Here is a 20,316-nt window from a genome sequence, read left to right on the forward strand (position 1 = left end):
CAAGCACCACGCGGCAGCACCTGAATTGCTGACACGATCCTTTGTGCTCATCGTTAGAGCCTGGAGCTTGCTATCCGGGGTACTTTCTTGCGCTTGACAGTTCCCGCCCCAAAAGAGAAGCCCGCCCCGGAGATCGAGGCGGGCAGCTTCCCTTAGGCGAAGATGGTCTCCCAGACCATAGAAGCAGTCTAGCTTCAGGCTAATCGCCGGTCAGGTCAGGGAAAACGGCGCCCTGAAACGGGAAAAGCCCGCCCCGGAAACCGGAACGGGCCACAATCGGGCGAAGATTTATCAGTAAATGGACGTCCCCCGCAACACGGTCAAAATTAACCTAGGCCAAATCGTCAGCCATGTCGGGGAGAACGGTACGCTAAAGCGGGAAAAGCCCGCCGCCTCATTCGAGGTGGCGGGCCAGTGCTTGGCCCAAACGCGCTTAATATCGCGGATGATTTCCAGGATAGCAGGGCCCGTAACGGGGGGGTGCAGTAGCGATGCGGATACAGGCCGAACCCAAAGAAGCCGCCGCCACCGACTCCGCTGCCACCCACGCCGCCGCTGTCCGCAGGCCGCCCTGGTCGCAGCGCATATTGGCGCAGACCGGCCTTGAGGGCGAGCATAACGTTGTCCGCTTTCAGGATGAGGCGAGGCAGATCTCAATGTCCGAGATTAGGCGCATTGCCGCCATTCGAAATGGTGGGAAACGAAGGTCTCCGTAGGGCGGATTACAGACCTTCGCCTGTGCTCGCGCATTGGTTCGGATCGCGCCGAATTCGGCGCGTCGCTGGCGAAAGAGTTCTCAGATGGTGTGGCGTCGGACTCCGAAGCGTTCGCAACGGTATCTTCGAATTCGAGGGATCTACGCGTCCGTATTCGTACGCCGGAATTTCGCGGAAGATTGAGATGGAAAACGGCGAGCTTCGAACTGCTCTCGATCGCGACTGGGCCACCTCCGACGCGCACGTCTTCGAGGCAGAGCTTCGGATTTTCCGTGAGGATGCCGTGCTCGAGTACCCGCGGTCGGGGGAGCGCATCCCATCTCGCTTCGCGCAGCCTGACAAGAAACGCCGGCGGATGCTCGGCGCTGCCAACGTCTGGATCACGGAAGCGATCCTAACCTATGACGGACGGGTGGCTGTGGAGTGCCCCGAACGTTGCCGCTTTGTGAGCACTGTTCTGCCATGACTAGGCTCTCCGATGCGTTGGAAGTACGTGACAGCATCCTGCCGCTCCTGATAGGCCGAAGCCGTTGGGAAGAAACGAACATCGGCCGAGTTCTAGTTGCGGATGCCGGACAGTTTGAATTTCTTTACCGGACACCTTTCCAGCGCGAAGTGCTGCACGCGATGCGGCGCTCACATGTCCAAGTCGGTCTCTACAAGCAATTAGAATACGGACTTACAGTTTGGCGTTGTTATCACAAGGTCTTGGACATCGAGTGGGATCACAAGGACGTGCGCGTTCTTTCCTACCGACGACGCGGATCATGGGAATCGGAACTGGCTGCGGCGTTCTCGGGGAAAGAAAGCAGTTAAGACCATCAAAGTGAGATATGGTGACCGCGTCTGCCCCGGCTCTGTGTGCCCCTTTGGCGGATCGATGACCGCCCTCTGGGCGGCGCGAACGTGCCAGTAGTGGTACCTACCCCGCCCGCTTGAGCGTCGCGAAGAGTTCCGCGACCTCGCGTCGCGATAACAGGCTTCGTTGGGCAACCGCATTTGCAAGCCGCTCGACCTCCGCCTTACGATTTTCAACGATCGCCACAGCGCGCCCTAATTGCGCGGCCAGAAGATCCTCAACGCGTCGCCGCAGGCTCGGATCCTCGCGCCGCAGTTCATCGAGCTCCTTCGACGTCGTGACATCGCAGTAGTAAAGCGACCCTAGAAGTGCACGATTTTGCAGTAGCGGCACTCTGCGCGCAGATAAGCGCCATTCCCCGCGGAATCGGCGAGCGTGTACGATCCTCTTCTCTTTGGCCAATATGGTTCCGGCATCAGAACGAAATAGGAACATTGACAGTGGAGAGTCAACGGGTAAGCTGAAAAGTGATCTCGGAAGTCGGGGACGCGTATGTGTAATCTGTACAATCTCGGCTCGAACCAGCGAGCCATTATCGAACTGACGCGCGCCCAGCGCGATCTGATCGGCAACATGGAGCCGTCGATCGACGTCTATCCTGACCGCCCGGTGCCAGTGTCCGAAACGCTCCAGACGGCGAACGCGAACTGGCCACGCTCACATGGGGCATGCCATCGCCGACCTTTGTCACCAACGGAAAGCCGGACACGGGCGTACAGAACGTGCGCAAAGGCGACTCGCCGCATTGGCGCCGCTGGTTGAAGCCGGAGAACAGGTGCCTCGTGCCGTGGACGACGTTCTGCGAGTGGGAGGATACCAAGCCGAAGAAGACGAAGCGCTGGTTTGCGATCGACGAGGACAAGCCGCTGGCGTTCTTCGCCGGCATCTGGACGGTTTGGGAAGGCGAGCGAGGCTCTTCGAAGAACCCGCGGCCTGGCGTGCACGAACTCTATGCTTTCCTGACAACCGAACCGAACAACATCGTCGCGCCAATTCACGACAAGGCAATGCCGGTCATCCTGACGACGGACGAGGAACGGGAAGTCTGGATGCGGGCGCCGTGGGACGAAGCCAGGGCGTTGCAGCGGCCTCTGCCGGTCGACACACTCATTATCGTGGGCGAGACCGCCAAACCAGAACTCGCACAGGCAGCGCTGTTCTAGGCACCGACGGCGCCAACAACTCCTGATAGGAGGTCGACATAGTGCGACTTACAGATGAGCAAGACGCCGAAATCCAGAAAGAGCTTGAGCTGGAAATCCCAAAGGTCGGTGAAGTCGTGGCGGAGGCGGAACGCCGCCTGCGGACGCTGTCGGATATTGGCCAACTCGCGGCGCTCTATCGGATGACACTCCACTACTACGTCCGAGAAACCGACGACGAACAGTCCGCCATCGATGCGGTCCGGCACCTTTGCGAGGAATTGGTGCTCGGCATCAAGAGCACGTACGCCGATTTGGGTGGCCAAAAATCCAAACAATAGGGTGCGGAGTGCCAAATCCAATCTCGCCGCCCAAGCGACAGCAACACTACCCCGACAGGGATGTCGACTGCCAACAGGCGATCGAGGATGCGCTGCACGAACGCGCCGCTGGGTGGTCGGAACAGGCGCCTCGGGGTCAACACCCGTTATGGCGAGAAGTACTACTGTGGCGGAGAGCACCTTGAAGCCGGCCGCCGCGAACTCATCGCGCCATCGAGCTTACATCAGCCGGAACGATAGGCTCCCCTGCCCGTTCTCCAACCCTGTGTTGGAGTAGCGTGTCATGAGTAACGTGCGTTCCCTGTGGAAGGGCTTCATGCGGCTCGGCAATGTCACCTGTGGCGTGAAAATCGTCGGGGCCTGGACCGAAGCCGAGACCATCCATTTCCGCATCCTCAATCGAGAGACCAGGGGGCCGGTCAAGTCGGAGTATATCGATGAAGGCACCGGCAAGCCGGTCGACGCTGAAGACCAGGTCAAAGGCTACGAAATCAACAAGAACGAATATCTGCTGCTCGAGCCCGCGGAGATCGATACCCTCAAGCCGCTTTCCAACCACGTGCTGACGATTGAGAACTTCGTCGACGTGTCCGAGGTCGAAGCGGTCTATCGCGACAAGCCCTACTATCTCGTGCCTGCAGATAAACTGGCGACGGACCCCTTCGCCCTCCTTCGCGAGGCCATGAGACGGACTGGGAAGGCCGCGCTGGCAACGGTGGTGTTATGGCAGCGCGAACGGCATGTGCTCATTGAGCCGCTCGGCAAGGGCATGGTGATGACGCTGCTGAACAGCGCCAAGCAGATCGTGCCGGAAAAGAAGGCATTCGATGAGATGGGGACGCCCAAGATCGACCCGGAAATGACCGATATCGCCTCGTTGATAATCGACAAGAAGGTCACGCATTTCGACCCGTCGAAATTCGAGGACCACTACGAGGAAGCGCTGAAGCAGTTGATCGAATCCAAGCGAACCGGCGCACCACCGCCGAAGCCATCGCCGGAGCCGAAGGAGAACGTCAAGGATCTCGCTGGCATCCTGCGCAAGAGCCTGGAGGTGGAAGGCCTCGCACCGCCGAAGGGCAGGAAGCCCAAGGCTAAAACGGCGCACTGAGACGCAAAGGTCCCCCGCCACATCGGCGTAGCCGACGACGCTGTTTCTCGCCGGGGATGCATGGGAGGCAAGTCATGAATGCGAAGCAAATGGCAATTCTGGCTGCTCTTGCAGCAACGACGATAGTCGCGCCAGTGCTGCCCGCGGAGGCGGCATGAGCCGTCGTCAACGGCAGGCCCCGGTCCCCAGCATCGTGTCGTTGGCCGCCTGCGCGCCGGGGAGAGAGTAAATGTCACTCGATGTGCCTCCTCGCGCCGCTGGTGTCATGTTCAGTCCCGGCGCACGCGCGACGGCTGGGTCAATTCACGGTTTCTGGACCGCGTGCGCGGCGGCCCGAAACGTTCCGGCGGCATCTGCTTCTTCGGCGCGCGTGGCCAAATCTGTCTAGGCCGATAGATGCCAAGTGGAACCGGAACGGCTTGCCAGCGACCGACAACGCCCGCCACCTCTGGTAAACGACGGCCGTCCCGGATTCAGTACAATTGCGCACCGCCGGCAAGCGCCGCTGATATGGCGGGTTGTTGCCTCCCTGGCTCTAGTCACGTATGTCTACAATGGAGCCATAAATAGGCTGGCAATTTGCCGCCTGGCCGGCGTGCATGGGGCACTTGTCGCGCCGGCCACTCCATCTTACGCTGGCGCTCGGTTCCACTTCGGCGTCAATATGGTGGAGCCCTGCCTATGGAGATGAACCGCGACCTCCAGGATTTCTTCCAGGCTGTGCTTACCCATTGAGTAGAGCGACAAGATCCTTGCCGCGCGCTCGTCTGCGTCAACGATGTGCAACGATTTCGCCGCGCGCCGGACCAGTTCATCGAGCCTGTCCAGTTCCTCCGGGTAACGAGGGCCGCCTTGGTGCGGGTTGTGGGAGAGATACTTCAAGGCCTCGCGCCGCCGAAGGGCAAGAAGCAAAGGACGAAGATCGCGCATTGAAGCGCGCCTGGCCAGCGTGTCGCCGCCTCGGGCGCGACGACCGGCCTCTGACTGAAAGCGCCCGCGAAGGGCTCGTTGAGAACCCCTATGCAGAAACACAGCCAGTGGTTGCTCTTGCTCGCCGGCTAAATGGCATCAATCATCAATGCGAATCCTGTCAGCGTCCAGCCGCACGCAGGATTCAGCAATTTATGAAATCTTGCGCGCCTTCATTTCCACAAAGATATCCTCAAATGAATCCATAAACAAAGGATTCGAATTTATATCAATTCAAGAAATTGAATCAGTCATAGTTCCTTTAAAGGCTCAATTTTGCATATTTATCGGTAGTTGTATTTCACGGAGTCAACCCGTATTATTTGCCAATTTTTTTAAAACATAATTATGATATATAATTTGTCTATGGAAATCGCCCCCATAGAACGCACCCAGCCGAACGTATCCAAGATCCATCGAGGCCGCGTGGACCGAGCGACGCTCTAATCTAATAGGAGATCGTCCATGACTCCTAAGTCTAAGCCGTTCTCAGCTATCGCATCCTCTATCACTTCCCTGCGGAATGCGCCTCAAGGCTTCACGCGCGCTGGCGGACACGAATACGATCTCCAAGAATACCTGCGACAGTTGCTCGGCCGCCCCCCTCCATCCCCGACATTGGCATCGGAGCCCACTCCGGTGCAGCGCGTGTGGATGCCGCAAGCTGGATGCCCAGCAGGTTGGGTCCGGGTTCTGGCAAAGCATCCAGCGCTGGAAAGGGTCTTTCAAGATGTTCCGGCATTCAAGATACCCCCATCATCACGCGCTCGGGGCTGGGGCCGTCAGAACCGGCTCCCTAGCCTCAAAGCCGACCGGATCATACGTGCCGCGTCCAACCTCGAGATGGACCATCTACTGGAGTGTGAAGTCGATCCGACGGTCGAAGCGTTCTGTGAACAGCCGATCAGAATTCAGTACAAGCATCAGGGCGTGCGCAGATCCTACACGCCGGATCTCCTAATTTTTGACCGCACGCCTCCCCATGAAATCCGCGAAGTCAAACCCGAAAGGAAGGCCGCAGAGCCGGAGAACGAGAGGCGGTGGCCCGCCATAGGCGAAGCCCTCAACTCCCTCGGGTTCTCGTTTCAGGTGTATACTGAACGGCACCTCAGAATCCGAAAGGCCACAGTGCGCGCGATCTTTCGCGATAGGCACGCGCCGCTACCTTCACCTGAAGTCTTGGCCGCGATCGAGGTCGGCCTCGGGCAGGACAGCGTCACGATCGGCGAGGCGTGCGCCAGATTTTCGCTGACGAGGCAGCAAGTCCATGCACTCATCCGCAAGCTCTTTTTCCAGTTGGCCGACTTCGACGCTCCGCTTGGCCCGGACTGCCCAATCAGATTGGGTCCGGGGCTGACGAGGTGGTCCGGAAGGAACCAGTACCTGGACATATGAGATGCGCAAGCTGCACTTCGTTATGGGGGCGCGAGTTCGCATCGACGACATGGCCTGTCGCCTCGGGCAGAGCTACGAAGTCGATGGTCTCCGGTACTGGCACATCATAGTCAGGACGACGGGCCTCGACCAGCAACCGCGTCCAGAGACAGAGCTGCTGGACCTGTATTGCGCAGGCAGACTGGTTCTGGACGTCGACGAGGAACTCTCTCCGGAAAGCCGCGCTGCGCGCCGCCGCAGGAGGGCGGTTCCACTTTCCGACAGGCCGTTGAATGTGCGACGGCGCATCCAGTTCAGGAAGGAAGTCATTGAGGGCGTTGACGCCCTGACCACGCCAGGCTGCAAGGTTGTAAGCGTATTCAAGGATGGGAAGCCCACGGCCGAGACTGTGCTGCAAACGGTCCTTACGGAGCTAGGACGCACTAAGGGAATCGAAATTTACGGAAAGCCCAGGCCCGTCAGCCAAGCCTCCTATTATAGATGGCTGCGCGACTACAACGAGAACTGCGACCAAGCCGATCTGGAGGGGGAGTTCTCCCAAAGAGGCCGCCGAAATCAGGTAAGCAGAAAGGTGAGCGCAATCGCGCACGCCTCGATGGCTAAGCTGATCGAGGAAATGAAAGATAGGCGGCCCGAAAAAAAGGGAAAGCGGCTTCTCACGGTATCAAAAATCTATGATGCGGCTCGCGATGCTATCAAGAGCTACTCAGACGAACACCCAGGCGAGCTGTTGAAGCTCCCCTCAACCTCAACACTGTACAGATATTGGCGAGAGTTTCCGGCCAATCAGCGCAATGTTGCAGTGTGGGGCCACGTCAAAGCCCGGGCGATGCACCGAGGGCCGCCACTTGCGGATGTGGAGCCAGCCGCACCGCTTGATTTCGTCCAGTTCGACGAAACCCTCCTTCCCCTCATGGTCGTCGACGAGATGCTGGGCATCGCGTTAGGCCGTCCTTGGCTGGCCTGGTTCGTCGACGTCTACACGCATGGCATTCTCGGTTTCTATCTGGGGTTCGAACCACCCGATGACTTCGTCATCGCCAGCACCCTCCGGCACGCATGCCTGCCCAAGAGGTATGTTCGTCAGGAGTACCCTGACATCCGATATGACTGGCTGCCTGCTGGCATCCCGCGCTTCGTCACCTTCGACAACTCGCTGCAAGCTCATGGACACTCAATTGAGCAGATCTGCGGAGACTTGGATATTCTCTACGATTATCAGCCGCCGCGCATGCCTTGGCTCAAGTCAGAGGTCGAGGGCACGTTTGCTACAACCAATCGTCTGCTGCTCGACGAACTGCCCGGTTTTGTACTCCCCCGTGGATGCGGGATTGACAGCAGCGACTATGATCCGCGCAAGAACGCCGTCATTGGTCTTCGACACCTGCTGTGGATTTTCCATCATTGGGTAGTCGATGACCTCCATCAACAATGTCCACCCTCGGGTCTTCGCCAGTCTATCAACCAGCGCTGGATAGATGGGACCAAGCTGGTTGAGCCGGGCTACCCCGAAAGCAGCACGGACCTTGATGTGCTTTTTGGGATTGTCCGGCGTGGCAACCTGGACCATCGGGGCGTCTATTTCAAAGGTCTATTCTACTACGGCGAGGCGGCCGACACACTGCGCCGCCGCCGAGGCGCTAAGCTGAGCGTGATCTTCAAGATCAACCCACTCAACTTGGGCAAGATGCAACTCTTGATTCCCGATCTCGCACTGTGGGCTCCGCTTTTGGTTCACCCCAGCTATCGAGTTTACGCTTCCGGTCTCAGCCTCCACACACACGAGTTGTACAGGGCGAACAGCAAGCGCCTTTACGCTGCTGACGGGTTGGAATCCTGGCTGAAGGCCAAGGCATACCTTTCGGAAATCATCGCCCATGCTGGTTTCAACGCCTTTAACATCCGCAATCTCACCGTGCTGGCGCGCATGGCGGGTATTGGCACAGAGAACATCTTCAACAATCTTCGGCTGGACGGGAGCCTGGCGCCTCTAACGGGCCCATTTGGCGGCCTGCCGCTCTACCCATTGGCGCAGCCTGGCGCGCAGAATCAAGTTTCTGCCGAGGAGCGTCAAGAACTCCAAGGGGCAGGCGCCGTGGCGCCTTCGAAGCCGCAAACCTTCACCATTCCAACCTTCTACAGCGACAATTCTCTAGGGAGGCGCAAGCCATGATTTCCGACGCCGCTATTGCGGAGATGGCAGCAATTGCCAAAGCAGAGGAGATTCCTCCTGGCACCCCACTCGCGGAATTTGACTCGATCTTCATCGAGCATTCTAGCCATGAACGTACGCTCAGCGAAATCGAGGCCGCAATAAAGGTTCACGGGCAACTGATCGAGGCACCCTGTCTCCAAATCACTGGCGTTCCCGGCATCGGCAAGTCGACTTTATGCAAAAAAGTCGAAACCAAGTACCCGCGGGTGAAGGATGGGCGCTCATTTACCTTGTCCGCCGGCGTTATCGCGAAGTGCGATCATTTACCTGTCCTGTTGGTCGAGATGCCCGACACCCCAACGCGAATACGGCTGATGCGCGAGATGCTGATGAGAATTGGAGATCCCAAATGGGCCTCTAGATCGAATGATCGCCTCAAACCCGCGCTGTATCTCTACATCCCCGCGTTGGGGATTCATACAGTGGTAATCGATGACACCCAGCGAGCCGTGGACCGGAACGGAGTGGTGATGAAGCAGGAAATCGCCTTCTTTCTCCAAGACCTACATGACGAACTGGGTGTCGTGATCATCCTCGTGGGTCTGGGTAGGATGAAATTTTTCGTCGAACAGGACCTACAGATCACGCGGCGGTGGGACGCTGAAATCCGGATTGAGCCGTACAAGTGGGAGGGCGGTGACGAAGACGAGTCGAGCCGGGCGGATTTTATTGGAATACTTATGATTTTTCTAAATAAACTTCCGCTACATTTAAGCTGTGTACTTGATATAAATACGTACAGGGAGCGCGACCCAGAAAAATTTCTCTATACTTGCAAGAGATTTTACTATGCATCAGCAGGTGTCATTGGACTACTCAAGAAACTCTTCTTGAGAACTATTATGATCGCCGAACAAAGAAATCTCAAGGTGGCGAAGATGGAGCTGATTTACGATGCCTATGAGAAAGCGTTCGGAAAGGAGAACCCAGCGGCAGGCCAAGTCAATCCATTCGGACCAAATTGGAAGGGCGCGTTACCGCCGCGATTGCCAGATGACACGCTTCTCATCAATCCCCCTAGCAAGAGGTCCAAGCAGGGCACGACCAAGGCTGCACGACATGCAGAACTGACGCATGCTCTGACAGTGAGATGAGGCTTTGTCATGCGACTGCCCATCCGCTTCGGCCCGCTCCCTGACGAGGCATTTCATCAGTTCATGTACCGACTTGCTGCATCGAATGCCTATCAGACAACTCAGTCGATTGCAGCGCTAGCAGGAATGCCGAGGGGCTATGCGCTGCAGCCATGCGACCTTGGCCCTCTGGCCGCTTTGCTCGGAGGAATGGCTGACGCAGCCGATCTGATTGCCCGAGCGCGGTGGCCGGTCTGTGAAGGTTCCCAGTTCGTCAGAATGGGCGGCAATGTTGTGGCCGCGCGGATGGTCAATGTGGTTCGGGCCAAAATCTGCCCGCAATGCATCAGGGAGACGGGCCTCGACAGGGCAATATGGGACCTCTCCCTCTATGTGGCCTGCTCAAAGCACGGAACAGTGCTTGTGGACGAATGCAGCAGTTGCGGCCATCGTCTCTCGTGGCACCGAAATGCCGTTGACCGCTGCGGATGCGGATGCGGAAAAATACTGCTGATGGAGCCGGCTAGGGCCTCCCAGAAAGTCATCGCTGTCATGTCGGAATTGGAGAGACGCTACGCGAGCAGCACCCCCGAGCAGGATACTGATCTGGGAATTGAGCTAAATGCTGCCCTTGAACTGCTCTGGTTTACCGGAACCCACGACCGCAATGAACCCGGCTGGCGATCGCGTTTCATGTCCAAGCCGGATATTGCCACCAGCTTGAGGGCGATCGAACGGTCAGGGGACGTTCTCCTCCACTGGCCGCATGGGTTGCATACCTGGCTCGAAGAGCACCGCGTCCCTTCTGCCGAACATGTTGGGATCCATGCGGATTTCGGGCCCGTCCTGACGAGGATGCGACACGTCATCGACATCGCCGATCCCATGCACGTGTTCGACGAGGTTCGTAGCTACATAGCTAACCACGGCCCAGTTAAACCCTGCTCGTTCTTCTTTTCGAGACAAGCGAAGAGCAGGACTGTCGGTGCCCATGCGGCGCGCCGCCTCGGCGTTACGAATGCGACGGTCAAGCGCATGGTGCGAGACGGGCATCTATCAGGCCAGTGCCGCCGTGGTGGCAACCGCCACTTCACCGCGGTTGATCCGCAAGCGATTGAGCTCGCCATGGCACGGCGAGCAAGTTCTATCGGCGTAGCGGATCTGGCCGATCAACTGGGAGTGAGCAGGTATCAGGTAGGGAAGCTCAGGCGATCGGGCCTGCTATGTCCCCTGCCGGCCTACGTCGGTCGTCGCGAGTGCCGCTTCGATCGCGACGCGGCAGATATGCTCGAGGGACAGTTTCGAAAGGCGGCTAAAATTGCTGAAATATCTCATGTCGACACTGCGCTTAAAGCGATAGCAACCAAGCGGCAACGGCAACTTGCAGGCCTGGTCAAGCTTGTCTTGGAGGGGACGATTCCTGTCCAAGTCATAGACGGGGATCAGCCGCTGTTCGAACGGGTCTTTGTTCCGAGCAACGCGGTCACTTGGATCACAGCGCTCGATGTGCGATCGGCAGCGGCGAAGCTGAAGGTGTCGGTGCGCATGATCCCTGTACTCGTTGAAGCCGGGTGCCTCTCTGCTACTCGAACTCAGAGGAACATTATTGCGCAGCGAAGCGTGGACGCCTGCTCGGTTGCGCAGTTTGGGGATCGCTACGTCCTCACTGGTGAAGTGGCCGCTAGACGCAAGACGAGTACGCGCATGGCACTGGCAGAGCTCCGCGCAGCCAAGGTGAAACCGGTTATTACCTCCAACTCTGCTGCTGGCATCTCGGCTGTCTGGCGGCGTGAGGATTTGCAGAAGACCGGCGTCCTCGGTGAGGCGTGACGGGAGGAACACGTGCAAAGATTTGACCCTGTGTCGGGCGCTCGCCCCCCGCCCAACTCGGCCCGACTGGTCATACGACGGGATCCGCTGCCTTGGGAATCCGGCTTGGGATGGTTGCTGTGGCTGACGGAAGCAAATGGATACAACAGTCCCGCCTCTATTGTGTCGGGAGGGCTCACAACAGATCGCGACACCTTCCGAACAGCGCTCAGCAATGCAACAACCGTCCCAGTCGAGGACATCTTAGACAAATTCCACTCCAAGCGGGGGCATCGCGATTGTGTCTGCCTGCCGGCGGGGAGAGGCGCAGTCTGGATGACGTCGCGAAAACGTCCAAAGGTATGCCCCGCGTGTATTAGCGCAGGGCTGATCCCGGCCGTATGGGATATTACCCTGTGGGCAGCGTGTCCCATTCACCGATGCTGGATGGTCCGTAAATGTCCCCAATGTGGCTCAGAGATTTCTTGGCTGCGGCCCGGACCCGATCGTTGCGGGGCAAAGGGATGCGACGGTCGATACTCAGATGCCAAGAAACAAGGTGTCTCAGATCAAGTAGCTGAGTTGATGTTGCTGATGGGCGCTGCTGCAAGGCTCCCTGGGATGCCGCGACCCTCAGCCCTTATGGAAGCTTTTGGTGCTCTTGACTTGGCGGATATCCTTCGCTTGGTGGCGCTTGTCGCTATGCCCCACGAGGTGCTGGAGCGCACGCATCGGCTAGCATCCAACAGGTGGTTGAACACATTTGACCCAGAAGAGGTGATAGATTGCGCGGCCGGCGTGCTGTACGACTGGCCGCACAACCTACACCGCTTCCATGCACGACTGAGAAGAACGAGTTCAGCACCCGAAGACACAACCACGAAGTCTACCTATCCCGGTTTGTGGAGGCTCACCCAAGGCAGGGGACTAAGTTTCTGCCCTGAGAGTATTCGAAAGATCCTCTTGCCTCCTCTGAAAGCTCTCATAGATCCGCTTCCGGGGAGACGCATGCGAGTTGCCCCATTCGCCGAGCGTCAGCAGGACAGCGCTCCCTCGTGGATAAGCACCTACGACGCCGCCGCACGACTAGGTCTCGCTCCGTCTGCTCTGCTTTTAATGGCGCGACGCCAAATCTTGCGAGGCGAGTTTTGCGCTCACGGCAGTCGTACTCTTCTCTACCTACGAGCCGCCGATGTAGCCAAACTGCTTGCTGAGCGAGAACCTTCCGCAGGCAAGGACAGGATACTAAGCATTGTTGCTGCCAGAGAATTTCTTGGCCTCGGAAAGGGCCCCTTTCAAGTTTTAACACGAAGAGGCATTATTCAGTTGACACCCTACAGCATACGTTCCGGAAACGACCTACGGCCCCGTTTCAGTTTACGTCCAGGGATACGGCAGGGTGGTCTCGAGGCCATAATCTCGCTCTTCGAGAAGGCCTCATTGTCTCGTTCTGAGGGAGCCGTACCTTTGGGCCGTGCCGTTAAATCGCTGTCGACGCACGGAGTGAATATGGCCGACGTGGTGGAGCTTGTGCGCCAAGGCGCAATCGACCCTTCCGTGATAGATCCGTCCGCATCCAATCTCAGGCGGTTCGGCCTGTGCGTTTCCGATCTTAAGGCCGCCTACTGGGCTCGCTGTCAAACTAACGCTGCCCCATCGTGATCACTGTTTGGCGCTCTACCTCTCAACTTTGATCGAGTCAGTCGCAATGTGTATGGGGCGGGCCGGCTGGATAGCAGACATTGCTACCAACCTGTACGAGCGGACCAGATTTTGTCAGGTGCGACATCGTTGCCGAGCTGTTGCTCAGATGCGCCGTGTAACCAGCGGCTTAGGTCTTCCAAATACAGGCCGTGTGAGAGAACCTCATTGTGGTGCCGTCCGTCCTGTTCACCCAAAAGCACTTGCTCCCGAAGTCAGCGCTTCGCACGCTGAAGCTCTTAACGCCGGCGCCGATCTTCTGATCGGCTTCTGGATGACGGGCCAAGGCAGCCTCCAACACGACGGCGTCGGCGGCGTTAACCCGGTCCCCGACATCATAACGATGAAGCATCGCCTTCAGGTATGCGACGGCGTCACCTTTTTTCTCGAAGTGCTTGGGGCCGAGAGTCACGGGCTTTTTTGCAGCCATTTCGTCCTCCTTCTACATCACTCAAGAGCTTTTACCTGGCCGGCGCTGTTCGTTGAGAACAACCGCTCGCGCAGTTCCCGAACAATGATGGCGGGTATGTCCATGCTCTCGAGCTGGTCGGCGCGCTCGACGATCCACTCGAGGCATCCTTCCTGATCGAGATCGTCGCGGGCGATCTTCTCGTAGAGTGCTACCGCACTCATGCGGGACAGACCCAGTTCCATCAGCGAGATCAGCGTGCGGGAGGAGACGCCGAACTCGAGCTGGGTGCCGATGTCCAGTCCATGGTCAATCAGATCTTCACGACCTATTGACGTGAGATGCAGGTGGAGCACGTCCATGTAGGCCGACAGATACTTCGGCGCCTTGAAGCGGGCAATCTGTTCTACCAAGCCCATCGTGTCGCGTATGAGTGCCGGCAGGCTGTAGGATCGTTTGACCTCTTCGTGCCAGGCGATGTTCCTGCGGATGATCTCGGCCAAGGATTTGCCTTTCAGCCACTGGAAGACGATCAGCGCGAAAAGCCTGATGCGGCTCTCTGGTTCGAAAGCCGCAAACAAGCTTCCGTTGATCCGGCGCATGATCGTGACGAACCGGTCGTAGCTGTCGTCGCTCGCGACCTCTGCCGGCAGCAGGTTCCCCACCTCTCCTTTGTAGTCTCTGAAGGTCTCCAAGAGGTGCTGTAGTCCGATGGGGCTGACGCCTGGATGGCGAGCGGCCAGTTGCACGTTGATGTCTAACTGGTCAGCAAGCCCCTCCAGCACCTCGTCGAGTCTGGCGATAAGGGCGGGGTCGTGGCGCTTGGCGAGGCCTGCCTGAGAGATTGATCCGAGCCGCATGTACGACGTGAGAAGGTAGGCTCCGACCTGCTCAAACTCCTTGCTGCCCTCCAGATCTGAAAGCGCTTGCTCGCCTCGCTTCGCCAGATAGTCGACGATCCCATCGCCGAGGTCGAGCACGGCATCGCTCTCCCGCTTAATCGGATATCTCGCGCGGAGCGGAACACCCTTTGGCCATGCCACCGCGTCGTTCGGATCGATGCAGATGATGTTGCCCTGGAACTCGTCCCCCCAGCGTCCGGCCCGACCCGCCAGATTCCAGAAGTCGTGCGGCTCCATGGGATTGCCGAGTCCCTTGCGAGGACCGCGGACCACGATCGTGCGGCAAGACAGGTTTACCCCTTCAACCAGTGTCGACGTGCAGACGAGGAAACGGATCTTGCCTGACCGGAACAGCCGCTCGATCTCGAGACGGAGCAGCGAAGGCATGTTGCCGAAGTGGAAGGCCACGCCCCGCTCGACCAAGGGAGCCAGCCGGAAGTGTGGATGCACGCCCTTTCGCGCAAGCTCGGCCAGAGCGGCGAGTTCTGGATCGACGGATTTCGGCTCAGGTTTCGATTGAAGCTGGAAGATTAGGTCGGCGATGTCCTCGGAGTCGGCTGCGCCGTTGGCGTAGACGAGCGTCCCGCCGCGCTCGCCCGCGGCCGCCGCGATGAAGGCGAGACGCTTGATCGAGCTGGCGGGCGTGTTCGCAAGCTTGAGCGTTCCGATCGGGATCGTGGCGTCCGCTTGCTTCGTCTCCAGGGTCCAGCGCTTGGGCTTTCCCGGAACCTGTTTTGCCAGTATCAGGTTTTGGAGGACCGTCGGGGCGTCGCTGTCGACCGCTGACGTCGCGATTCCCTCCGGTGCATCCGCCAGGAGCTCTTCCGGGTTCTGGGTTGCCGGACTAATGAAGACGAGTTTCATCTTGGGGTTCGTACGGGCCGAGCGTTCGATCGCGTCCTGCAGGATGACGCCCCGCCCGTCGTCTCCGATTTTGTGCGCCTCATCCACGATGAGGAGATCGACGAGGAACGTGTCGCCCAGAACGTTGGCGAGCAGGTGCATCCGCTCCTGCGTCAGGACCAGTACTAGTCGCGATCCGCCAGCGCGCGCCGCATCGTACTTGCTACGCAGAGGCAGCGAGGACACTGCGATGTTCTTTGAGTCGCCCAATAGGCCCTGTAGATTCGTCTCGATTTCCGAGACGAGGGCCCGAGTGGGAGCGAGATAAATCGCCACCGCGGCCTCGGCGGCGCCGATCTGGTCAATGAGCCATTGCAGTACGAGGAAAGTCTTGCCGGATGCGGTCGGCGCCGATGCCGAAAGCCAGCTTGCCCGCGAAGCGTTCGTCCAGAATCGCTGCTGGAAGTCGTTCACCTGCATCCACGTTCCAGTGGTTTCGACGAGGATCGAACGGTCCATCTCACGGCGCTGAGACTCGATGCGGAGCGCAACCCCCAGCCGTTCGTCGAGACCCCGCGCCACGAGTTCGCGACCGACCGCCAGCGAGACGGCGCGGAAGTTGGAAAGCTTGCCGAGCAGCACAGCTCCGGCGTCCCTGACAACTCTATCTTCCGTGAGAGTGATTGCGGCGACCGCTATCCTGAGGGCGGCCTCCTGGTCGGCCCGCGCCTCGGACCGGGCTAGGATGCTCCCCGCGAGGACAAGGCGTTGCCATTCTATGCCCTCCGCGGTCGGCTCGTCAGGTTCTTCCACAAGGTTGTCCAAGTCGGACCGGACCGTCAGACGGACGATCTTGTCCAAGTCGTCGCGCAGGCCCTCCGCGAGCAGCCATGACTGCAGGTCCCCCAGGTTCATTTCTTTTCCAAGCCCATCGTCTCAAGGAACACGTCTCGAAAGCCCTGCGCGGACGTTAGAGGCACGCAGAAGAACTCGATCTCCAACTGTTCGAGCTTGTTCTTGGCGAGGCCGTTGCCGATGTTCTCGCTCCACCCTACCAGCGCCCTGCGTGCTGCCTCCGCTATGTCGTCAGCGACTGCCTGAGCGTCCTCCCCGGGATAAAACGATGCCTTGAAGCCTACTAGCGCCAGGCCGCAATATCGTACGCGGTTCGATTGGGGCGACGATCGGTCGAAGTACTGCCTAAGCGCAGCAGTGAACATCGGATCGCTAAGATCCGCCTTGTCGCTCAGCAGTAGGAGATCGCGTTCGCGCTCGGCGCCTTCGTGCTCCGGCTCGATTAGGTAGGGAGCAAGAGAGCCGAGGCAGGCTCGGATCGCATCGCCCGCGTCCTCGTAGATCTTGGACTCGCCCCAGTAAAGCTTCAGAACGCCTTCCGACGTTACGCCGGCGTAGACCCCGTCCGCGCCGTGGTAGTGAAGACGGCTGTCCGTCTTCAGGTCCATTTTGCAGAGGATCTGGGGCAGCTTGAGGAAGCGTTCGGCCAGCAGGAAAAGCAGCATCTCGCCACCTTCGCCCGTCTTCGCAAGGTCGGTGAAAGAGCGCTTAGCTCTTTCGACCAGTTCGGCTACCGCTTCAGTGCTGTTATACTTGGCATCCCGCGCCTTCGCCTCCGCGACTTTGGAGCGCGGCAGCGCGTAGTCCGCGGCCGCGTTCCTCATAAACTCTGCAAGACGTCGCAACTGGATGCGGCCATTCCCGTCCACGGCGAGACAGTGGCAGTGGATCTTGACCGAGTATCCCGCAAGCAGAACGTCGCGCTCAACGAGCGTGAGATGGACGTCTAGCGCTTCAGGATTACCTGTGATCGCGGCCTCGAGAACAGTCGCGTTTATCGTCGACAGACTTGCCCCCTGTTCGGCCTACCCCAAGTCAGCCAATTGTTGATCTCGTAGATTTAACACGGCTTCTTCGAAGTTCAACAGGCACTGCCGCTGCAACTACTTCAATCGATAGCATGCGTTGGTAAGAGGCAGTGCGAATCGTTTCTCAATCCCTGGATGGTTTGCGGTCTAGGCGAACAGCCAGTTTTGGCGAACGGATTGGCAGCCGGTTTCACTTCGTCATGCGACCGACATGGAGGCGTACGGCCGACCGGTAGCAGGGCCGCTAACGGGTCTTTGATGCGGCAACTAACTGTGGTTGCGACCTAGAGCACAGTGCGATTTGGCAACAGTGTACTTGGGGCAGTCTCACTATTGCAACTATCCTTCACTGCCCATACGGTTTGCGGCGGATTTGAACGTGAGTACTCTATGCCCATTTCCTTTATTCCCACAGTCAGTCGTGAGCCAAGCAACAACCTTGCGGCCCAAGTCATCAAGAAAATCCGCGACGGGGATGTTTATCCCGGGAACAGCGACATCATTCTTTATGCGGGATGGCCAAAGGTTAAGGATTACGATGGCCGCACACATAGCGCAGATTTGACGGTTTTCAGTAGAGATCACGGCATAAAGCTGGTGAAGATTTCCCTCTCGGGTGACGTCAAAGACGTCCGCCGAGACGCTCTGAGCATCTCGCAAGCCTCAGCGTCCACGGAATCACTGATGAGCAAGAGTCTCCAGCTCAAGAAACGTCGACGCCTCATATTCGACGTCGTCCCAGTCGTCTACGCGCCCAATATTACCGAAGACGACCTGAGCGACGAAGAGGTCGAGCTGGTTCATAGCGAAGCGGAGCTCGTGCGTGTTCTCAAAGAGGAAAGTGGGACCCTGACTCCAGAACAGCGCGCTGAAGTACAGGCCATTATCGAAGGCGCCAAAGCCCTCGGACAGCTTTCCGAAATCGAGGATGATGATCAGCTTCATCCAGTTGCGCGTGCGTTTCGAGACCTTGAGGCCGTAATCTACAACTTCGACGCGACGCAGCGGTCGGTTGCCCTAACCGCCATCCGAGGTCCACAACGGATAAGGGGTCTAGCTGGGACCGGCAAGACGGTCATCCTTGCGATGAAGGCTGCGCTGGCGCACATCGAGAACCCCGATGCGAAGATCCTGATCACCTACTATACGAGAAGCCTGCGAGACATCATCGAACGGCTGATCACACGCTTTCATCGCCATTTCGCAGAAGTTGACCCCAACTGGGACAACGTGCACGTTCGGCACGGATGGGGCCGCACAAACATGCCTGGCGTATATAGAGATGCCAGCATTCGCGAGGGGTTAGCGCCTCGAACGTTTGGCGATGTTCGCGGGGCGGTAGACCCGTTTGGCACTGTGTGTCGTGAGCTGGTGAAATCCGGTGCCCTAACGCCGTATTACGATGTCATATTGGTCGATGAAGGACAGGATTTCCCGGACAGCTTCTACCAGATGTGCTTCTTCCTCGCCAAAGGTGGCCGGGACCAGAAACAAATCATCTGGGCCTATGACGAACTTCAGAATGTATTCGATGTAAAAGTGCGTGAGCCCGACCAACTATTTGGTGAGGATCACGATGGCCAACCTCGAATCTCTCTCACGAGAAGCCTGCCTGCGGGCACGCAAACTCAGCCTAACATCGAAGGACTATACAGAGATATATGACCGGGGCTTGTCGCTTTCCCACTACAATTTCCTGCTGACGGACTACTCCTATTTCCAGTTTTCCTATGCCAGTGATACCGAGTATGCTTTGGCCTATTATCCCAATCCTCGGCTTAGCGGCTCTCCTGAGGCGACTGAATTATTCCGCGAACTCGAGAAAGAGCGCGACGGGGGAAGCTTGAACGACGAGGAATTTTCTGAACTCGTGGCCGAATTCCCGTCGCAAGGCTTCATCCCCCGCGTCCGTTTCGAATATAGCGGGAACCAATATAGGAATGTCCGACACCCTGGGGCACATTTCCATCTCGGGATGTCTGGGGAAGACCGCTGGCCGTCGGCGCGAAAGCTCTCACCTAGGAGCTTTACCTTGCTGATGGCCAAATTCTACTACCCTGCCACTTGGTGGCAAGGGTCACGGTTCTCCCGACCGGACGGCGAGCAACACCTGCAACTTGCCGATTGCCTCGATGAAAAGTTGTTGTCGTCGATAAGGTTGGACGGCGCCTCGCAGTTCTTTTCGGACGACGAAAAGATGGGGTTCCATTTTGCGGCTTTGCACGGCCCGGCCACCTGACTGGTAATGCGCACCGCAATTTTAATGCCTAAAACCCTGCATTGCTGCCGACAATGGCTTGTCCGTCGCAGGGAACCATAGTGTGCGAGCATCGAAGGCTGCATTTCAACACAAAACCGAGAGTGTCTGGTTTCAGGGATACCATCAAAGGCTTCTATGACCGAAGTCGGCGCAAAGGGCCGAAAGAAGGCAGGCTTCGCTATGATGCGGGAAGGAAGCCTGATCGCGTGGGTCGCAAACGGCTCGTTGACGCGAATGAAGCTGACCTGCCACTGAGAATTTCCTCCAGAATGGATTAGAGTCCGGCCTATAAGGGACGGACGAATGAAGAAGCAAAGATTTACGGAAGAGCAGATAATTGCGGTTCTGAAGGAGCAGGAGGCCGGTGCGAAGGCGGCGGACCTGTGCCGCAAGCACGGAATTTCAGAGGCGACTTTCTACAACTGGAAAGCCAAATATGGCGGCATGGAAGTCTCTGAGGCGAAGCGACTGAAGGCGCTCGAGGAAGAGAATGCCAAGCTGAAGAAACTGCTCGCCGAACAGATGCTGGACGCCGCCGCACTTCGCGAGCTTCTCGCAAAAAATGTATGGTCCGCCCCGTCCGTGCAAGGGTTCGCGACATCGCGAATGACGATTTCAGTTGCATAAATGTATCCGGCCTCTCGCGAGCGGACTGCTGTTGCAGTCAGGCCATGATGAGATCCGCGCA

General features: G+C 58.2%; 16 protein-coding genes and 3 pseudogenes. 14 read left to right on the forward strand and 5 right to left on the reverse strand.

Annotated elements, in window-relative coordinates:
* Positions 1-900: 900 nt before the first annotated feature.
* Positions 901-1,182 (forward strand): hypothetical protein, encoded by a 282-nt coding sequence (locus tag C7I85_RS29405; protein WP_106727543.1) that lies wholly within the window; start codon positions 901-903, stop codon positions 1,180-1,182.
* Complete coding sequence (locus tag C7I85_RS29410) at positions 1,179-1,532, forward strand: hypothetical protein (protein WP_106727544.1); 354 nt, start codon at positions 1,179-1,181, stop codon at positions 1,530-1,532. Before C7I85_RS29405 ends, C7I85_RS29410 begins: the two co-directional genes overlap by 4 nt.
* Positions 1,533-1,638: 106 nt before the next feature.
* Here the strand turns inward: C7I85_RS29410 and C7I85_RS29415 are convergent, their stop codons facing one another.
* The gene (locus tag C7I85_RS29415; RefSeq protein WP_106727545.1) at positions 1,639-1,977 is read right to left on the reverse strand and encodes a hypothetical protein; all 339 of its coding nucleotides are present in this window, start codon (positions 1,975-1,977) and stop codon (positions 1,639-1,641) included.
* 90 nt (positions 1,978-2,067) lie between these two features.
* On the opposite strand from C7I85_RS29415, the pseudogene C7I85_RS29420 reads away from it, so the two are divergent.
* The 4 genes and pseudogenes from C7I85_RS29420 to C7I85_RS32425 form a co-directional block, all read left to right on the forward strand.
* Positions 2,068-2,738, forward strand: a pseudogene (locus tag C7I85_RS29420) (SOS response-associated peptidase).
* A gap of 41 nt (positions 2,739-2,779) precedes the next feature.
* On the forward strand, positions 2,780-3,058 hold the full coding sequence (locus C7I85_RS30795; protein ID WP_146149009.1) for a hypothetical protein: 279 nt from the start codon (positions 2,780-2,782) through the stop codon (positions 3,056-3,058).
* Between the two features lie 283 nt (positions 3,059-3,341).
* Positions 3,342-4,169 (forward strand): Ku protein, encoded by an 828-nt coding sequence (locus tag C7I85_RS29430; protein WP_106727547.1) that lies wholly within the window; start codon positions 3,342-3,344, stop codon positions 4,167-4,169.
* Between the two features lie 183 nt (positions 4,170-4,352).
* Positions 4,353-4,565: pseudogene (locus C7I85_RS32425) on the forward strand (SH3 domain-containing protein); the annotation flags it as partial.
* A gap of 234 nt (positions 4,566-4,799) precedes the next feature.
* Here C7I85_RS32425 and C7I85_RS29440 read toward each other — a convergent pair.
* Entirely contained in the window at positions 4,800-5,099 is a 300-nt protein-coding gene (locus tag C7I85_RS29440) for a hypothetical protein (protein WP_106727548.1), read from the reverse strand.
* Between the two features lie 882 nt (positions 5,100-5,981).
* On the opposite strand from C7I85_RS29440, the gene C7I85_RS31290 reads away from it, so the two are divergent.
* Genes C7I85_RS31290 through C7I85_RS32430 form a run of 5 tightly spaced genes read left to right on the forward strand, consistent with a single transcriptional unit; the run spans position 5,982 to position 13,292 of the window.
* On the forward strand, positions 5,982-6,533 hold the full coding sequence (locus C7I85_RS31290) for a TnsA endonuclease N-terminal domain-containing protein (protein ID WP_181257457.1): 552 nt from the start codon (positions 5,982-5,984) through the stop codon (positions 6,531-6,533).
* A 1-nt stretch (position 6,534) separates the two neighbouring features.
* Positions 6,535-8,706 carry a DDE-type integrase/transposase/recombinase gene (locus C7I85_RS29450; RefSeq protein WP_106727550.1) on the forward strand — a complete coding sequence of 724 codons (2,172 nt, stop codon included), beginning with the start codon at positions 6,535-6,537 and terminating at the stop codon, positions 8,704-8,706.
* The gene (locus tag C7I85_RS29455; protein ID WP_106727551.1) at positions 8,703-9,842 is read left to right on the forward strand and encodes a TniB family NTP-binding protein; all 1,140 of its coding nucleotides are present in this window, start codon (positions 8,703-8,705) and stop codon (positions 9,840-9,842) included. The genes C7I85_RS29450 and C7I85_RS29455 overlap by 4 nt, the downstream gene beginning before the upstream one ends.
* 9 nt (positions 9,843-9,851) lie before the next feature.
* The gene (locus tag C7I85_RS29460; RefSeq protein WP_106727552.1) at positions 9,852-11,651 is read left to right on the forward strand and encodes a TniQ family protein; all 1,800 of its coding nucleotides are present in this window, start codon (positions 9,852-9,854) and stop codon (positions 11,649-11,651) included.
* Between the two features lie 30 nt (positions 11,652-11,681).
* Positions 11,682-13,292, forward strand: coding sequence for a TniQ family protein (locus C7I85_RS32430; RefSeq protein WP_428832932.1), 1,611 nt, complete (start codon positions 11,682-11,684; stop codon positions 13,290-13,292).
* Between the two features lie 169 nt (positions 13,293-13,461).
* Here C7I85_RS32430 and C7I85_RS29470 read toward each other — a convergent pair whose 3' ends face one another.
* The 3 genes from C7I85_RS29470 to C7I85_RS29480 are packed head-to-tail and all read right to left on the reverse strand — an operon-like array spanning position 13,462 to position 17,347.
* Entirely contained in the window at positions 13,462-13,761 is a 300-nt protein-coding gene (locus C7I85_RS29470) for a DCL family protein (RefSeq protein WP_106727554.1), read from the reverse strand.
* 17 nt (positions 13,762-13,778) lie between these two features.
* Positions 13,779-16,400: a DEAD/DEAH box helicase gene (locus C7I85_RS29475; RefSeq protein ID WP_106727555.1), complete on the reverse strand. Its 2,622-nt coding sequence runs from the start codon at positions 16,398-16,400 to the stop codon at positions 13,779-13,781.
* Positions 16,397-17,347, reverse strand: a complete 951-nt coding sequence (locus tag C7I85_RS29480; protein ID WP_106727556.1) for a HamA C-terminal domain-containing protein — start codon at positions 17,345-17,347, stop codon at positions 16,397-16,399. Before C7I85_RS29480 ends, C7I85_RS29475 begins: the two co-directional genes overlap by 4 nt.
* 411 nt (positions 17,348-17,758) lie before the next feature.
* On the opposite strand from C7I85_RS29480, the gene C7I85_RS30800 reads away from it, so the two are divergent.
* The 3 genes and pseudogenes from C7I85_RS30800 to C7I85_RS29495 all read left to right on the forward strand — a co-directional run.
* Positions 17,759-19,033 carry a DEAD/DEAH box helicase gene (locus tag C7I85_RS30800; protein WP_146149010.1) on the forward strand — a complete coding sequence of 425 codons (1,275 nt, stop codon included), beginning with the start codon at positions 17,759-17,761 and terminating at the stop codon, positions 19,031-19,033.
* Entirely contained in the window at positions 18,945-19,607 is a 663-nt protein-coding gene (locus C7I85_RS29490; protein WP_106727558.1) for a DUF2290 domain-containing protein, read from the forward strand. Before C7I85_RS30800 ends, C7I85_RS29490 begins: the two co-directional genes overlap by 89 nt.
* Positions 19,608-19,931: 324 nt before the next feature.
* Positions 19,932-20,195 (forward strand): annotated as a pseudogene (locus tag C7I85_RS29495) (transposase); the annotation flags it as partial.
* Between the last annotated feature and the right edge of the window lie 121 nt (positions 20,196-20,316).

Origin of the sequence: Pseudaminobacter soli (ex Li et al. 2025) (assembly GCF_003012705.1) — a bacterium.
Taxonomy (GTDB): domain Bacteria; phylum Pseudomonadota; class Alphaproteobacteria; order Rhizobiales; family Rhizobiaceae; genus Pseudaminobacter; species Pseudaminobacter soli.

What these genes read in the sequence shown, in the direction of transcription:
- C7I85_RS29490 (WP_106727558.1), top strand. Translation starts at nt 18,945, where the DNA reads ATGGCCAACCTCGAATCTCTCTCACGAGAAGCCTGCCTGCGGGCACGC.
- C7I85_RS31290 (WP_181257457.1), top strand. Translation starts at nt 5,982, where the DNA reads ATGGACCATCTACTGGAGTGTGAAGTCGATCCGACGGTCGAAGCGTTC.
- C7I85_RS29440 (WP_106727548.1), bottom strand. Translation starts at nt 5,099, where the DNA reads ATGCGCGATCTTCGTCCTTTGCTTCTTGCCCTTCGGCGGCGCGAGGCC.
- C7I85_RS29450 (WP_106727550.1), top strand. Translation starts at nt 6,535, where the DNA reads ATGCGCAAGCTGCACTTCGTTATGGGGGCGCGAGTTCGCATCGACGAC.
- C7I85_RS29460 (WP_106727552.1), top strand. Translation starts at nt 9,852, where the DNA reads ATGCGACTGCCCATCCGCTTCGGCCCGCTCCCTGACGAGGCATTTCAT.
- C7I85_RS29470 (WP_106727554.1), bottom strand. Translation starts at nt 13,761, where the DNA reads ATGGCTGCAAAAAAGCCCGTGACTCTCGGCCCCAAGCACTTCGAGAAA.
- C7I85_RS29405 (WP_106727543.1), top strand. Translation starts at nt 901, where the DNA reads ATGGAAAACGGCGAGCTTCGAACTGCTCTCGATCGCGACTGGGCCACC.
- C7I85_RS29410 (WP_106727544.1), top strand. Translation starts at nt 1,179, where the DNA reads ATGACTAGGCTCTCCGATGCGTTGGAAGTACGTGACAGCATCCTGCCG.
- C7I85_RS29455 (WP_106727551.1), top strand. Translation starts at nt 8,703, where the DNA reads ATGATTTCCGACGCCGCTATTGCGGAGATGGCAGCAATTGCCAAAGCA.
- C7I85_RS29430 (WP_106727547.1), top strand. Translation starts at nt 3,342, where the DNA reads ATGAGTAACGTGCGTTCCCTGTGGAAGGGCTTCATGCGGCTCGGCAAT.
- C7I85_RS29475 (WP_106727555.1), bottom strand. Translation starts at nt 16,400, where the DNA reads ATGAACCTGGGGGACCTGCAGTCATGGCTGCTCGCGGAGGGCCTGCGC.
- C7I85_RS30800 (WP_146149010.1), top strand. Translation starts at nt 17,759, where the DNA reads ATGCCCATTTCCTTTATTCCCACAGTCAGTCGTGAGCCAAGCAACAAC.